We start from the raw sequence: 13,449 nt of genomic DNA, 5'->3' as shown, positions 1-13,449 counted from the left end.
GTCAATCAAGGCCCGGACGGGCGCGATTTCGCGCAGTGCATTACCGCCCCGCGGCGGCCAGGGCGCGCTTCTCGCGCCGCCTTTGCACCGACGAGGGAATGTTCATGCTTTCCCGATACTTGGCGACCGTTCGCCGGGCGATGTCGATGCCTTCGCGCTGGAGGATATCCACAATCGCATCGTCGGACAGGACATCCACCGGCTGCTCCTCGTCGATGAGCTGGCGGATGCGGTCGCGCACCGCCTCCGACGAATGGGCATCGCCCTCGCCGGCCGAGGCGATCGCGGTGGTGAAGAAGTAGCGTAGCTCGAAGACGCCGCGCGGGGTGAGCATGTATTTGTTGGCGGTGACGCGGCTGACGGTCGACTCATGCATGCCGATGGCTTCCGCCACCGTGCGCAGATTGAGCGGCCGCAGGTGCCGTACGCCGTGCACCAGGAAGGCATCCTGCTGGCGCACGATCTCGGAGGCGACCTTGAGTATGGTCTTGGCGCGCTGGTCGAGGCTGCGGGTCAGCCAGTTGGCATTCTGCAGGCACTCGGCCAGAAAATCCTTTTCCGCCTGATCCTTGGTCAGCGGAGATATCTGCGCGAAATAAATATTGTCGACCAGTACGCGCGGCAGCGTCTCCGGGTTGAGCTCGACGGTCCAGCTGCCGTCGCTGGCCGGCCGTACCTCCACATCAGGCACGATGGTGTCGGCACTGCCGCTCGAAAATGCCAAGCCGGGGCGTGGGTCGAGCCGACGAATCTCGGCCAACATGTCGACCAGGTCCTCTTCATCGACGCCGCAGAGCTTCTTGAGCGATTGAAAATCGCGGCGAGCCAGCAACTCGAGATTGTCGACCAGCGCCTGCATGGCCGGGTCGTAGCGATCGCGACGGATGAGCTGAAGCGCCAGGCATTCGGCCAGATCGCGCGCGAAAACGCCTGCCGGCTCAAAGGTTTGGCAAATGCTCAGCACATCGAGAACGACAGCCTCGCCAACCCCGAGCCGCTCGGCGATTTCGGCGATGTCGCCGCGCATATAGCCGATCTCGTCGAGCGCGTCGGTCAGGTCGTGGGCGATCAGGCGGTCACCGGCATCGACGAAGGCAAAGGCGATCTGCTCGCCTGCGTGGTCGCGCAGGGTGACGGTCGCGGCAAAGACGTCCTCAATGTCGAAGTCGCCGCTGCCGCCCGCCCCCGCCCCCGTGGCAGACGACTTCCACTGTGCAGCGAGATCGGGGCCCAGCTGCTCCATGGTGCCGGGATCGTCCGGAAACACGTTTTCCAGCGAGGTGTCGAGCTTCTCGGAGATGGCTTCGGCGCTCAGGATCGTGTCCGAGCTACCCCAGTCGTCAGCCATTTCTGGCTGCCCGTCAGACCTTGCGGACGCCTCCGAGACGATCTCTTCGTGCTGCTCGGCCCGGTCGAGAAGCGGATTGCGCTCGATCTCCTCGTCGACGAAGCGCTCCAACTCGAAATGCGTCATCTGCAGCAGCTTGATCGACTGCATGAGCTGCGGCGTCATCACCAAGGACTGCGACTGCCGAAGCTGCAACTTGGCCGCAAGCGCCATGACGATGAACTCTACATCCCACTCTCGGGCCGCAGAGAAGATCTCCGACGACCGAAATCATAGGCTCATTCAAACTGGCCCGGCTTTTGCTTGTCAAGGAAAAGGCCAGCAGAATCTGCCCCATGGCGGGGTTGAAGAGGAGATTGTCCGGGGAAATCTCGCCGCGTGGTGAATTAGAGCGTAAAGCCTTCGCCGAGATAGAGACGGCGCACATCCTGGTCGGCGACGATATCCGCGGCCGAGCCGTGCTTCAGGATCTCGCCCGCGTGGATGATATAGGCGCGGTCGATAAGGCCCAGCGTCTCGCGCACATTGTGGTCGGTGATGAGGACACCGATGCCGCGCTTGGTGAGGTGGCGGACGAGCTGCTGGATATCCGACACGGCGATGGGATCGACGCCGGCAAAGGGTTCGTCGAGCAGCATGTAGTTCGGACGGCTGGCCAGTGCGCGGGCGATTTCCAGGCGCCGCCGCTCACCGCCGGACAGTGCGATCGCCGGCGCCTTGCGCAGATGCGCTATGTGGAACTCGTCCAGCAGGGAGTCGAGCGTGCGCTCGCGTTCCTTGCGGCTTTTCTCGACGACTTCCAGAACGGCACGGATATTGTTTTCGACGCTCAGCCCACGGAAGATCGATGCTTCCTGCGGCAGATAGCCGACGCCCAGGCGCGCGCGCCGGTACATGGGCATGGACGAGACGTCGAAGCCGTCGATCTCGATCGTGCCCTTGTCCACCGGTACCAGCCCGGTGACCATGTAGAAGCAGGTGGTCTTGCCCGCACCGTTCGGGCCCAGAAGCCCGACGGCCTCGCCGGCACGCACGCCGAGCGACACGCCGTTGACCACGGTGCGGCCCTTATAGGCCTTGGTCAGCCCCTTTGCGATCAGCGTGCCCTTGAGGCTTGCCGCGTCCTTGCGCAGGGCAGGAGCCGCCGAAGTCGGCTGCTTGCGCCGCGACAGGCGCGAGAATAACGAGGCACGCTGTTGCATTAAATCACTGCTGCTTCTGGCCAGCTGCTCCGGGAGCCGAGCCCGGCGTGATCGACATCATCACGCGGCCATTTCCACTTTCGCCCTTCTTGCAGCCGTCGACCGTGGCCTGGCCGGACTTCATCTGCACGGTCAGCTTGCAGCCGACCAGCACGTTGCTGCCTTCCGAAAGGACGACTTCCTTGCCGGTCAGGACCAGCATTTCCGTCTTCATGTCGAAGGTGCCGCGGTCGCCTGTGGCGACCTGCGTGTTCGACTTGACGTAGACCTTGTCGTCCACCTCGAGGCGGTCGATGTTAGCAGAACCGGTGGCCGCCGATCCGCCGCCGCCCTTGACGTAGTAGACCGTCATCTTGCCGGCCTTGAGCATGGTCGGGCCCTGCACGACGGTAACGTTGCCGCTGAAGATCGCGACGTTGTCCGACTCACGAACCTCGAGCTTGTCGCTCTCGATCTGGATCGGTTCCTTGCCGGACAGGCTCAGCCCCTGCAGACGGCCCTGCAGGCTCTTGTCCGCCGACGCCTTCTCCTGCGCATTCGCCTGCACGGACATAGCGGCGACAAGCGCCACGCCCAAGGCCGCACAAAGCGGCAGCCGCGTCTTACTGAACCACATTCTGCCCTCCGCTCGAATTCTGTTCGGCCTTCACCTGAGTAGGATCAATGTTCATCCGTACTCGCTTCTCGAATACCAAAACCTTACCATTTTCAAGGATCGACATCGAATCCGAGGTAATCTTGGTTCCTTTTGCCTGAATATCGATCGGATCGTCGGTCTTCATGCCGCCTTTGGCAATATCAAGGAAGGCGGACTTCAGCTTGGCCACCATGCCGTCGGCGGTGGTGATGAGAATCTCGGCGGGGATGTTCAGCGTGTTGGCTTCGCGGTTGTAGACACCCTGCGATGTGTCGATCATCGCCCAGTTGTCGTTACTGATCGGAAGCTTGGCGGCAATGCCCTCTAGCTGGACGATGGCCTCGTTCTTCGGGTCCTGGACGGCGCGTGATGCCTTCATCTGATAGGGGCGGCTGTCCTTGGTGAACCCTTCGAGCTTGGGATTGGCCATGACCAGCTTGCCGTCGGCATAGGCCGAACCGTCCGCGGTCAGCGCCACCGCGGCAGGCGTGACGACGTAGGAATAAACGACGAAACCCACTGCCATCAGCACGGCAAGCGCGGGCAGCGCACCCTTGAGGAGGCGGACGCGGGTCGAGTGCCGCTGCGCGCGCTCGAACGCCGAACGCTCCCGCACACTCGTTGCAATCGCCGCGCTTGCAGACGCAAACGCGGTGTCGTCGCTGGTCGTTTCTGTCGGTCGCGCCAACTTGTTGCCTTCTATCTGCCGGCCCCAAGTGCCGGATCTTGCGAACAGATCCCACCTCCGAGCGGGAAGCATCAAACTATTGAAAGCCACGAAATTGTGGCGTCACACTTAAATTCTGCGATGGCTGACGCCCGAGGATCGGGCTTGCAGCCACCCGAGATGTTGGTCAAACCAAGACGAATACAAGTCCCGCAATGCAATTCATCGCGCAGGCGGCGACGATCTGTCCCGTACGGGATCGTACCCGGCACCCTCGACTTACACGCCAATATGGTTACTTTTAAGTAAAAAGTCAGCCTTTTCGGCCAGCCGTCCCGTCTCTGACGGCAGCGCGGCGGCAGGAAAGCGGTAGCCCTTGCCCATGCGTTGGACTAGAGAAAGTCCGTGACAGTCTCTAGAACCGGCAATTCCAGGACCGTGAGGCCAGAATGGTAACGAGAGCAGACGACATGATCGACCGCCGCCGTCTCCGGCGGAAACTGACCTTCTGGCGCGTCCTGGCCATCCTCATTGCCGCCATCGGCATCGCCGCCGCATCGAACTGGCTCCTCGGCGACGAAGTGGGCATTGGTTCCAACCACATCGCCAAGGTGTCGATCACGGGCATGATCACCGAGGACGAGGACCTGCTCCAGCGCCTGGAGCGGATCCGCAAATCCCCGGCGGTCAAAGGCGTGATCCTTTCGATCGACTCGCCCGGCGGCACCACCGTAGGCGGCGAATCCATTTTCGACGCCGTGCGGCAGGTGGCGGCGGAAAAGCCGGTGGTTGCCGAGGTCGGCACCCTGGCTGCGTCGGCCGGCTACATGATCGCCACTGCGTCCGACCACATCGTCGCACGCAAGACCTCGATCGTCGGCTCGATCGGCGTCCTGGTGCAGTATCCCGACGTCAGTGGCCTGATGGACAAGCTCGGCATCAAGCTCGAGGAGATCAAGTCCTCGCCGCTCAAGGCGGAACCCTCGCCCTTCAAGCCGACTTCGGATGCGGCGCGCGCCATGATCCGCTCGATGATACTCGACAGCTACGACTGGTTCATCGGCCTGGTGGAAAGCCGGCGACCGCTGACCCGGGAGGAGGTAGTGACACTCGCCGACGGCTCCATCTTCACCGGGCGCCAGGCGCTGGAAAAGAAGCTGATCGACGAAGTGGGCGGCGAAAAGGAAGCCATCGCCTGGCTGGGCACGAAGGGCGTCGACGAAAAGCTGAGGGTCATCGAGTGGAAGCCGCGCAGCAGAGGCGTCAGCTCGTATTTCGACAGCTCGGCGGGCAGCATCATCGGCAAGGCGCTGGGCCTGCCCGACTACAGCGACGACATCATCCGCAAGCTCGGCGCCGAGCGCTTGTTCCTTGACGGTCTCGTGTCGCTCTGGCACCCTTGAAAGCCCGGCACATCGACTTAAAACCGAATAAAATCATTCGCATACTCTTTCAACAAACCATTTGGCGGGGACCGCGCCCATGATCAAATCCGAACTCGTTCAGATCATTGCCTCTCGCAATCCGCACCTTTTCCTCAGGGACGTGGAAAACATCGTCAACGCGATCTTCGACGAAATCACCGACGCACTGGCCGAAGGCAATCGCGTCGAGCTGCGCGGCTTCGGCGCCTTCTCGGTGAAGAACCGCCCGGCACGTACCGGGCGCAACCCTCGCACCGGCGACTCGGTAGAGGTCGAGGAAAAGTGGGTGCCCTTCTTCAAGACCGGCAAGGAGCTTCGCGAAAGGCTGAACTCCGGCAAGTGACGTATTGCCAGACCGGCGTGGCTTGCCGCCGCGCCGATCCGCATTGGAAATGAACATGCTCAACCGCATCCTGCTCATCGTGGTCCTCGTGCCGCTCGCCGTCATCCTGATTGCGCTCGCGGTTGCGAACCGCGCGCCGGCGGCCTTCACGCTCGATCCGTTCAATCCCGGCAATCCGGCGCTGACGATCGAGGTGCCGCTGTTCGTCCTGCTGTTCGCCGCGGCGGCGCTCGGCGTGGTTATTGGCAGCATCGTCACCTGGTTCAGGCAGGGCCATTACCGCAAGCTGGCGCGGGTGCGCGGACAGGAACTGCAGATCCTGAGCGAAGGCACGTCACGCCAGACCAGCAGCAAGAGCAATCTCCCCGCCGGCAAGCCCTGAGCGGACATCCCATTTTTCCGCACGAGGTGCAGCATGCAGATGATTTCGGCGGCCGAGGTTGATCACGCCCTGAGCTTTCCCGGCCTTGTCGAGACGCTGCGCAAGGCATTCCACGACGGCGCCATCCAGCCGGTGCGCCACCATCACACGGTCGAGCGGCCGACAGGGGCGGCGTCCACGCTTCTACTGATGCCTGCCTGGACCGACTTCGGCGCCGGCGGTGCAAGCGGCAACGGCCATATCGGCGTGAAGATCGTGACGGTTTCGCCCGACAACAATGCCATCGGCAAGCCGGCGGTCATGGGCCTCTATCTGCTGCTCGACGGCACGACAGGCGAGCCGCAGGCGCTGATCGACGGCCAGCGCCTGACCCAATGGCGCACGGCCTGCGCCTCCGCGCTTGCCGCCAGCTATCTTGCTCGCGAGGACGCTTCACGACTCCTGGTCGTCGGCGCGGGCGCGCTGGCGCCGTTCCTGGCACGCGCTCATGCCGCGGTGCGGCCGATCAGCAAGATCACCATCTGGAACCGCACGCCGGCCAATGCCGAGACAGTCGCGGCGGAACTGCGCGCCGAAGGCTTCGACGCCAGCGTGACACATGACCTCGACGCCGCGGTCGCCGAAGCCGACATCGTCTCATGCGCCACCATTTCGACCACGCCGCTGGTCAAGGGCGCGCTTCTCAAGCCCGGCGCCCATCTCGATCTCGTCGGCGCCTTCACGCCCGAGATGCGCGAGAGCGACGACGACGCCATCCGCCGCGCCCGCATCTATGTCGACACCCGCGCCGGCGCGCTGACGGAGGCGGGCGACATCGTCCAGCCGCTGGCCTCAGGCATCCTCAAGAGCGAGGACATCGTGGCCGACCTGCACGAACTAACCCGCGGCCAGAAACCCGGCCGCGGAAGTGCTGACGAGATCACGCTGTTCAAATCAGTTGGAGCTGCGCTGGAAGATCTTGCCGCTGGCATTGCGGTGTACGAGGCGCTGAAACGCCAGGCCTAAATCGCAAACTGCCTGCGTTTAGGGCTGGGCGCCCACGCCTTCGGCCAGGCAATAAACCCGCAGGCGATGATTGTCGGGGTCGAGCGCAACGAAGGTGCGGCCGAAATCCATCTCGGTCGGCGCCTGCAGGATCTTCAGTCCGCGTCCTGCCCAATCGGCGTGGGTCGCATCGACCGCTTCAGGGCTATCGAGTGCGAGGACGAGTTCGGCCCCGCCGCCCGTTGCAGCTGCCGCCGGCTCGACCGTATGGCGCGACCAGAGACCCAGCTTGAAGCCATTCTCCAGCACGAACAACACGAAGGTTGGCGACGATTCCACCGGCTCCCGGACAAAAAGCGTGCTGTAGAACGCACCGCTTGCCTGCGGCTGGTCGACATAGAGAATAGCGAAATTTGGGGTGGGCATGTTCGACTCTCCGGATATTTCAACACCCGGACTATAAAATGCCCCATTGCCAGATCCTGTCAGGAGAGATCGCTGCCCAACCGAAAGCCGAGGCTTTGAAGAGCAGCTGGCTCCACCGAACGAGCGACCTCCCGTCCGGTTGCGGAGCGCCGGGGCCTGTGTCAAAAGCGGCTGAACCGCCTGGAGACGTCACTTCTTGAAAAACCCGCGTGATAAACGCCGCGACAGCCGGCCTCAGCCCCCTCGCAAGGGTGGTAATGCACCGATGCCCGCACGCCCGCGCGAAGAGCCGCGCCCGGTTGCGAAGATCGAATCGGCGCCCGAGCCCAAAACTCCTCCCCGCGAGCTCGTGCGCCGCGAAGGCGCCCTGCCCGCCGAGCGGCTGCCGACGATCCTAGAAGTCCTGCCGAACGACGACTACGCCCTGCTCGACAGCGGCAATGGCGAGAAGCTGGAGCAATACGGCCCCTATCGCATCGTCCGCCCCGAGGGCCAGGCGATCTGGCAGCGCGCGCTGCCGGCCAAGGAATGGAACAATGTCGACGCCGTCTTCACCGGCGACACCGACGAAGAAGGCATGGGCCGCTGGCGCTTTCCAAAAACGCCGCTCGGCGAAACCTGGCCGATGCGCCATGACGGCATCGACTATCTCGGCCGCTTCACCTCCTTCCGCCATGTCGGCGTTTTCCCCGAGCAGGCTTCGCATTGGGACCACATGGCTGGGCTGATCCGCGACGCCAAGCGCCCGGTGAAGGTCTTGAACCTGTTCGGCTACACCGGCCTTGCCTCGCTGGTCGCGGCCCGCGCCGGCGCGGAAGTGACCCATGTCGATGCCTCGAAGAAGGCCATTGGCTGGGCGCGCGAGAACCAGGAGATTGCGCGTCTCACCGACAAGCCGATCCGCTGGATCTGCGAGGACGCGATGAAATTCGCCGAGCGTGAGGAGCGGCGCGGCAATGCCTACGACATCATCCTGTTCGACCCGCCCGCCTATGGGCGCGGGCCGAAGGGCGAGGTGTGGCAGCTGTTCGAAGACCTGCCGGCGCTGACCGACATCTGCCGTTCGATCCTGACGCCGAAGCCGCTTGCCGTGGTGCTGACGGCCTATTCCATCCGCGCCTCCTTCTTCGCCATCCATGCGCTGATGCGCGATACCTTTGCGGGCATGGGCGGCGTGGTGGAATCGGGCGAGCTCATCATTCGCGAAAAGGCCGGCGGCCGTGCGCTTTCGACATCCCTCTTCTCACGGTGGCTGGCAAAATGACCGAGCATCGCGCGCCCGGACGGGTCAAGGAAGTCACCAGCCTCGCCAATCCGCTGGTCAAGGACATCAAGGCGCTGGCGCTGAAGAAATTCCGCGACCAGCAGAACGCCTTCATGGCCGAGGGGCTGAAGCTGGTCATCGACGCGCTCGACCTGGGCTGGTCGATCAAGACGCTGATCTTCGCCAAGGCCGGCCTCGGCAACCCGACCATCGAGAAGGTGGCGGCACGCACGGTTGCCGCCGGCGGCACGGTGCTTGAAGTCTCCGAAAAGGTGCTGACCTCGATCACCCGGCGCGACAACCCGCAGATGGTGGTCGGCGTTTTCGCGCAGCGCTACCTGCCGCTCAAGGACATCCGGCCGAAGGACAGCGACGTGTGGGTGGCGCTCGACCGCGTGCGCGACCCCGGCAATCTCGGCACCGTCATCCGCACCGTGGATGCTGTGGGAGCCAAGGGCGTCATCCTGGTGGGCGAGACCACCGATCCCTTCTCGCTGGAGACGGTGCGCGCCACCATGGGCTCGATCTTCGCCGTTCCGGTGGCCAAGGCCACGCCCGAGGCGTTTCTGGCCTGGCGCAAGCATTTCCCCGGCATCGTGGCCGGCACCCATCTCAAGGGCGCGGTCGACTACCGCTCCGTGGATTTCAAAGGCAAGCCGGTCGTGCTCATGATGGGCAACGAGCAGCAGGGCCTGCCCGACACGCTGGCCGAGAGCTGCGACCGGCTGCTGCGCATCCCGCAGGCGGGCCGTGCGGATTCGCTCAATCTTGCGGTCGCCACCGGCGTCATGCTCTATGAGATCCGGCGCGGCGCGCTGAGCCTCGACGCAAGGGATGGTGCATGACCTGGAAATCGCTCCTGCCTTATGCCTTGTTGACCGCGCTTGTCGTCGCGGTCGACCAGTGGGTGAAATTCCTCGTCGAAACCAATCTCTTCATGCACGACATGGTCGGTATCCTGCCCTTCCTGGCGCTTTATCGCACCTATAACACCGGCGTCGCCTTCTCGATGTTCTCCTCCTTCGGCGACAAGGGGCTGATCCTGGTCTCGCTCGCAGTGGTTGCCTTCGTGCTCTATCTGGCGTTCCGGTCCGGGCCCAGGCAGGTGCTGGCGCGCATCGGCTTTGCGATGATCATTGGCGGCGCGATAGGCAACCTCATCGACCGCACGGTCTACGGCTATGTGATCGACTACATCCTGTTTCACACGCCGGTCTGGTCGTTTGCCATCTTCAATCTGGCCGACGCCTTCATCACGGTCGGCGCGGGGTTCGTGCTGATCGACGAGCTCTTTGTCTGGCGCCGCGGCAAAGCCGTGCCACCATCGAACAATTGATTTCGCCCGCCGGCCACCTCAAAGTCTAAGGCGATTGACGACAAAATGACGGGGAGCCTCATGTCCGACACCTTCAAAGCGATCCTCATCTCGCGCGACGAGGACAAGAAGCAGTCCGTCGCCGTGACCGAGATTTCCGACGCCGACCTGATGGAAGGCGATGTGACGGTCGCCGTCGACGCCACCACGGTGAACTACAAGGACGGCCTGGCCATCACCGGCAAGTCGCCGGTCGTCAGGCGCTTTCCGATGGTGCCGGGCGTCGATTTCGCCGGCACGGTCCTGTCGTCTTCGCACCCTGACTGGAAGGAAGGCGACAAGGTCGTCCTCAACGGCTGGGGCCTGGGCGAAACGCATCTCGGCGCCTATGCCGCCAAGGCGCGGGTGAAGGGCGACTGGCTGGTGCCGCTGCCGGAAGGCATGAGCGCGCGCACTGCCATGGCAATCGGCACCGCCGGCTACACCGCAATGCTCTCCGTGATGGCGCTGGAGCGCCATGGCATCACGCCCGATCGCGGCCCGATGATCGTGACCGGCGCTGCCGGCGGCGTCGGCTCGGTAGCGATCTCGCTCCTCTCCAAGCTCGGCTACCACGTCATCGCGTCGACCGGCCGCCCTGCCGAAAGTACCTATCTGCACGATCTCGGCGCCGCCGAGATCATTGCGCGTGAAGAGCTTTCCGGCCTGGCCAAGCCGCTTAACAAGGAGCGCTGGGCGGGCGGCGTCGACTCGGTCGGCAGCCACACGCTGGCCAATGTGCTTTCCATGACCTCCTATGGCGGCGCCATCGCCGCCTGCGGACTTGCCCAGGGCATGGACCTACCCGCAACCGTGGCGCCCTTCATCCTCCGCGGCGTCTCGCTGCTCGGCATCGATTCGGTGATGGCGCCGAAGGCGCTCAGGCTGGAAGCCTGGCAGCGTCTTGGCACCGATCTCGATCATGCCAAGCTCGAGGCGCTTTCGACCCCCATCGGCTTCGATGACATCATCCAGGCCGCCCACGACATCGTCGAAGGCAAGATCAGGGGCCGCGTGGTCGTCGAGATGTAGTCGTCCGACCGGCGATTTTCGGGCAACGGATAAAATTCGAGCGATCGGCCAAAAGCTTCCCTAAGGCTTGTTCCTTAGGGTGGCGGCATGCGAACGGAAGCCATCAAGGTTGAGCCGAACAGTGCCGAGCCGCTTCTCCCGGCCGGACCGCATCTTTTGCCGCGCCCCGAGGCGCCGCCGCCGCCTCCGACGCCCAGCCTGCCGAACTCGGGCGCCGCGGACCTCTTCCATTCGCTGATCATATCCGTCCTGGCCTTTGCCGGCCTCGCCTGGCTAGCCGGCGCTCCCTACGCCATCAGCCTCGGCTTTCTGGCGACGGGAGGGTTCGGGCTCGGCCTGCTGTTGGCCTTCCGGGCCGGAGCCAGAGCCGCCGTCAGCGCGGCGCGCAATGCGGCCGCCCCAAGCCACGCCGAGATCGAAACCCTGGCCGACCGGATGTGGGAGCTGCAGGAAAGCGAGGAGCGCTTCCACGGCCTGATCGACGCGCTCGGCGATCTCGTGGTCCATCGCGACCGCGATGGGCGCATCGTCTATGCCAATCGCGTCTTCGCCGATCTCCTGGGCCTGGACGCGCCCATGTTGGCCGGCCGCACCCTTTCCGAGCTTGGCGTCGAGGTCGGCATCGTCCCGGACGCCGCCTTCGCCGATGGCGAATGCCTGAGCTCCACCGACGTGGCCATCCGCGCGCCCGGCGGGCCGCGCTGGTTTTCCTGGATCGAGCTGTCGGTGCGCGACAAGGAAAGCAATTCCGTTTCGCACCGGGCGATTGCCCGCGACATCACCGCGCGCAAGCGGGCGGAAAACGCGCTCATCCATGCGCGCGAGCGGGCCGAGCATGCCAGCCAGGCCAAGTCGCGCTTCCTGGCTGCCGTCAGCCACGAAATCCGCACGCCCATGAATGGCATCATGGGCATGGCCAAGCTTCTAGCCGACACCGCGCTTTCGCCGGAACAGCGCACCTATGTGGGCGCCGTCTCGACCTCGGCCAGCGCGCTTCTGGCGCTGATCGAGGACCTGCTCGACTATTCCAAGATCGAGGCCGGGCGGTTCGAGCCGGAGCCGCAGCCGATGTCGCCACGCGAGATCGCCGACAATGTCGTGGAACTGCTGGCCTCGCGCGCCTATGCCAAAGGCATCGGCCTCGGCTGTCATGTCGCGCCCGACGTGCCGCAGATGATCACCGCCGATCCGGGCCGGCTGCGCCAGGTGCTGCTCAACCTGATCGGCAACGCCATTAAATTCACCGACACCGGTGGCGTGCTGATGACGGTGACCTGCACTGCCGGCGAAAGATCGAACATGCTGCGCTTTTCGGTCACGGATACCGGTGAAGGCCTTCGCCAGAAAGATCTGGAGCGCATTTTCGAAGAGTTCGAGCAGGCCGACGGTACCTCGACCCGGACGCATGGCGGCGCAGGCCTCGGCCTTGCGATCTCCAGGCGCATCGTGCAGTCGATGGGCGGCGAGATCAGCGTCAGAAGCGACTTGGGCAAGGGCTCGGAGTTCTCCTTCGCCATACCGGCCGCCGAGGCCGTGCAGGGCGACAATGTTCGTGGCGAGGTCTTGGCCGGTCGCCACGCGGTGATGCTCTCCACCAACAGGGTCGAAGCCGAGGCCATCGCCCGCACCATCGCCGCGCATGGCGGCACGATGGAGATTGCGGAAACCGTGGCGCAGGCCGCCACGCTGGCCGATGGCTGCGACACGTTGCTGGTCGATGCCGCGCTGGAAAACGCCGACGGCGGCACGCTCAAGCGGCTGCGCCGCTCGGGCTTTGCCGGCTGCGAGGCGATCACGCTGATTGCGCCGACCGATCGCGGCATGCTGGGCGAGTTCCGCCGCAATGGCTATTCGACGTTCCTCGCCCGCCCGGTGCGCGGCGAAACCCTGCTGCGCATTCTTCTGTCGGCGTTAACCTCGCCCGCCGCTCCAATGGCAGCGCCGAATTGGCGACTGTCCGGCGACATTGCCCGGGATCGGACGCCCAGCCTGTCCATCCTGATCGCCGAGGACAATGACATCAACGCGCTGCTCGCCAAGGCCACCCTGACCAAGGCGGGGCACAAGGTCGAGGTGGTCGGCAACGGCAAGGCGGCCGTGGAGGCTGCCGTCGGCCCCACGCGCTATGACGTTGTCCTTATGGATCTGCACATGCCGGTGATGGACGGGCTGGACGCCATCGCAGCCATACGCAGGCACGAGGAAGAGACCGGAAGCACGGCCGTGCCGATCATGGTGCTTTCGGCCGACAGCCAGGAAAAGACCCGCCACGCCGTTCTGGCTCACGGCGCCACAGGCTTCGTCACCAAGCCGCTCGACCCCGAAGCGCTCGTGCGCGCGGTCATGGAGCAGGCGTCGGCCTGACCGGGCGTGACATTCCTGCGCG

The 13,449-nt window shown here is 64.3% G+C and carries 14 protein-coding genes; 9 read left to right on the top strand and 5 right to left on the bottom strand.

All coding sequences use genetic code 11. From position 1 onward, the window contains the following. Nucleotides 1-40: 40 nt before the first annotated feature. The 4 genes from rpoN to lptC all read right to left on the bottom strand — a co-directional run bounded on the left by rpoN (nt 41) and on the right by lptC (nt 3,875). Complete coding sequence (gene rpoN / locus C7I85_RS26550; RefSeq protein ID WP_106727019.1) at nt 41-1,561, bottom strand: RNA polymerase factor sigma-54; 1,521 nt, start codon at nt 1,559-1,561, stop codon at nt 41-43. Nucleotides 1,562-1,734: 173 nt separating this feature from the next. Beyond that, the gene (gene lptB, locus C7I85_RS26545) at nt 1,735-2,550 is read right to left on the bottom strand and encodes an LPS export ABC transporter ATP-binding protein (protein WP_106727018.1); all 816 of its coding nucleotides are present in this window, start codon (nt 2,548-2,550) and stop codon (nt 1,735-1,737) included. Between the two features lie 4 nt (nt 2,551-2,554). Further along, the gene (locus C7I85_RS26540; protein ID WP_428832907.1) at nt 2,555-3,166 is read right to left on the bottom strand and encodes an LptA/OstA family protein; all 612 of its coding nucleotides are present in this window, start codon (nt 3,164-3,166) and stop codon (nt 2,555-2,557) included. Next, nucleotides 3,153-3,875: an LPS export ABC transporter periplasmic protein LptC gene (gene lptC, locus C7I85_RS26535; RefSeq protein WP_106727017.1), complete on the bottom strand. Its 723-nt coding sequence runs from the start codon at nt 3,873-3,875 to the stop codon at nt 3,153-3,155. Before lptC ends, C7I85_RS26540 begins: the two co-directional genes overlap by 14 nt. A 428-nt stretch (nt 3,876-4,303) precedes the next feature. On the opposite strand from lptC, the gene sppA reads away from it, so the two are divergent. The 4 genes from sppA to C7I85_RS26515 all read left to right on the top strand — a co-directional run bounded on the left by sppA (nt 4,304) and on the right by C7I85_RS26515 (nt 7,008). Next, a complete protein-coding gene (gene sppA / locus C7I85_RS26530) occupies nt 4,304-5,257 on the top strand; it encodes a signal peptide peptidase SppA (RefSeq protein ID WP_106727016.1) in 954 nt (317 codons plus the stop codon). A 79-nt stretch (nt 5,258-5,336) separates the two neighbouring features. Beyond that, entirely contained in the window at nt 5,337-5,621 is a 285-nt protein-coding gene (locus tag C7I85_RS26525) for an integration host factor subunit beta (RefSeq protein ID WP_106727015.1), read from the top strand. Nucleotides 5,622-5,676: 55 nt separating this feature from the next. After that, the gene (locus C7I85_RS26520; protein WP_106727014.1) at nt 5,677-6,003 is read left to right on the top strand and encodes a DUF1049 domain-containing protein; all 327 of its coding nucleotides are present in this window, start codon (nt 5,677-5,679) and stop codon (nt 6,001-6,003) included. A gap of 33 nt (nt 6,004-6,036) precedes the next feature. Beyond that, nucleotides 6,037-7,008 (top strand): ornithine cyclodeaminase family protein, encoded by a 972-nt coding sequence (locus tag C7I85_RS26515; protein WP_106727013.1) that lies wholly within the window; start codon nt 6,037-6,039, stop codon nt 7,006-7,008. Nucleotides 7,009-7,026: 18 nt separating this feature from the next. On the opposite strand, the gene C7I85_RS26510 is transcribed toward C7I85_RS26515, so the two are convergent. Further along, complete coding sequence (locus C7I85_RS26510) at nt 7,027-7,413, bottom strand: VOC family protein (RefSeq protein WP_106727012.1); 387 nt, start codon at nt 7,411-7,413, stop codon at nt 7,027-7,029. Between the two features lie 196 nt (nt 7,414-7,609). On the opposite strand from C7I85_RS26510, the gene C7I85_RS26505 reads away from it, so the two are divergent. From C7I85_RS26505 to C7I85_RS26485, 5 genes are all read left to right on the top strand, one after another. Beyond that, nucleotides 7,610-8,677 carry a class I SAM-dependent rRNA methyltransferase gene (locus tag C7I85_RS26505; protein WP_106727011.1) on the top strand — a complete coding sequence of 356 codons (1,068 nt, stop codon included), beginning with the start codon at nt 7,610-7,612 and terminating at the stop codon, nt 8,675-8,677. Continuing rightward, nucleotides 8,674-9,522 (top strand): TrmH family RNA methyltransferase, encoded by an 849-nt coding sequence (locus C7I85_RS26500; RefSeq protein WP_106727010.1) that lies wholly within the window; start codon nt 8,674-8,676, stop codon nt 9,520-9,522. Before C7I85_RS26505 ends, C7I85_RS26500 begins: the two co-directional genes overlap by 4 nt. Next, nucleotides 9,519-10,013, top strand: a complete 495-nt coding sequence (lspA, locus tag C7I85_RS26495; RefSeq protein ID WP_106727009.1) for a signal peptidase II — start codon at nt 9,519-9,521, stop codon at nt 10,011-10,013. Before C7I85_RS26500 ends, lspA begins: the two co-directional genes overlap by 4 nt. Before the next feature lie 60 nt (nt 10,014-10,073). Then, the gene (locus tag C7I85_RS26490; protein WP_106727008.1) at nt 10,074-11,063 is read left to right on the top strand and encodes an MDR family oxidoreductase; all 990 of its coding nucleotides are present in this window, start codon (nt 10,074-10,076) and stop codon (nt 11,061-11,063) included. Nucleotides 11,064-11,150: 87 nt separating this feature from the next. Further along, complete coding sequence (locus C7I85_RS26485) at nt 11,151-13,427, top strand: PAS domain-containing hybrid sensor histidine kinase/response regulator (protein ID WP_106727007.1); 2,277 nt, start codon at nt 11,151-11,153, stop codon at nt 13,425-13,427. Nucleotides 13,428-13,449: the final 22 nt, after the last annotated feature.

The sequence above is a fragment of the Pseudaminobacter soli (ex Li et al. 2025) genome (genome assembly GCF_003012705.1).
Classification (GTDB): Bacteria; Pseudomonadota; Alphaproteobacteria; order Rhizobiales; family Rhizobiaceae; genus Pseudaminobacter; species Pseudaminobacter soli.
Note: the sequence above shows the minus strand (reverse complement) of the source record. Positions and strands in the feature narration are given on the sequence as shown.

Excerpts from the sequence above, each read along its gene's own strand:
- rpoN (WP_106727019.1), bottom strand. The coding sequence starts at position 1,561 with ATGGCGCTTGCGGCCAAGTTGCAGCTTCGGCAGTCGCAGTCCTTGGTG.
- lptB (WP_106727018.1), bottom strand. The coding sequence starts at position 2,550 with ATGCAACAGCGTGCCTCGTTATTCTCGCGCCTGTCGCGGCGCAAGCAG.
- C7I85_RS26540 (WP_428832907.1), bottom strand. The coding sequence starts at position 3,166 with ATGTGGTTCAGTAAGACGCGGCTGCCGCTTTGTGCGGCCTTGGGCGTG.
- sppA (WP_106727016.1), top strand. The coding sequence starts at position 4,304 with ATGGTAACGAGAGCAGACGACATGATCGACCGCCGCCGTCTCCGGCGG.
- C7I85_RS26525 (WP_106727015.1), top strand. The coding sequence starts at position 5,337 with ATGATCAAATCCGAACTCGTTCAGATCATTGCCTCTCGCAATCCGCAC.
- C7I85_RS26520 (WP_106727014.1), top strand. The coding sequence starts at position 5,677 with ATGCTCAACCGCATCCTGCTCATCGTGGTCCTCGTGCCGCTCGCCGTC.
- C7I85_RS26515 (WP_106727013.1), top strand. The coding sequence starts at position 6,037 with ATGCAGATGATTTCGGCGGCCGAGGTTGATCACGCCCTGAGCTTTCCC.
- C7I85_RS26510 (WP_106727012.1), bottom strand. The coding sequence starts at position 7,413 with ATGCCCACCCCAAATTTCGCTATTCTCTATGTCGACCAGCCGCAGGCA.
- C7I85_RS26500 (WP_106727010.1), top strand. The coding sequence starts at position 8,674 with ATGACCGAGCATCGCGCGCCCGGACGGGTCAAGGAAGTCACCAGCCTC.
- lspA (WP_106727009.1), top strand. The coding sequence starts at position 9,519 with ATGACCTGGAAATCGCTCCTGCCTTATGCCTTGTTGACCGCGCTTGTC.
- C7I85_RS26490 (WP_106727008.1), top strand. The coding sequence starts at position 10,074 with ATGTCCGACACCTTCAAAGCGATCCTCATCTCGCGCGACGAGGACAAG.
- C7I85_RS26485 (WP_106727007.1), top strand. The coding sequence starts at position 11,151 with ATGCGAACGGAAGCCATCAAGGTTGAGCCGAACAGTGCCGAGCCGCTT.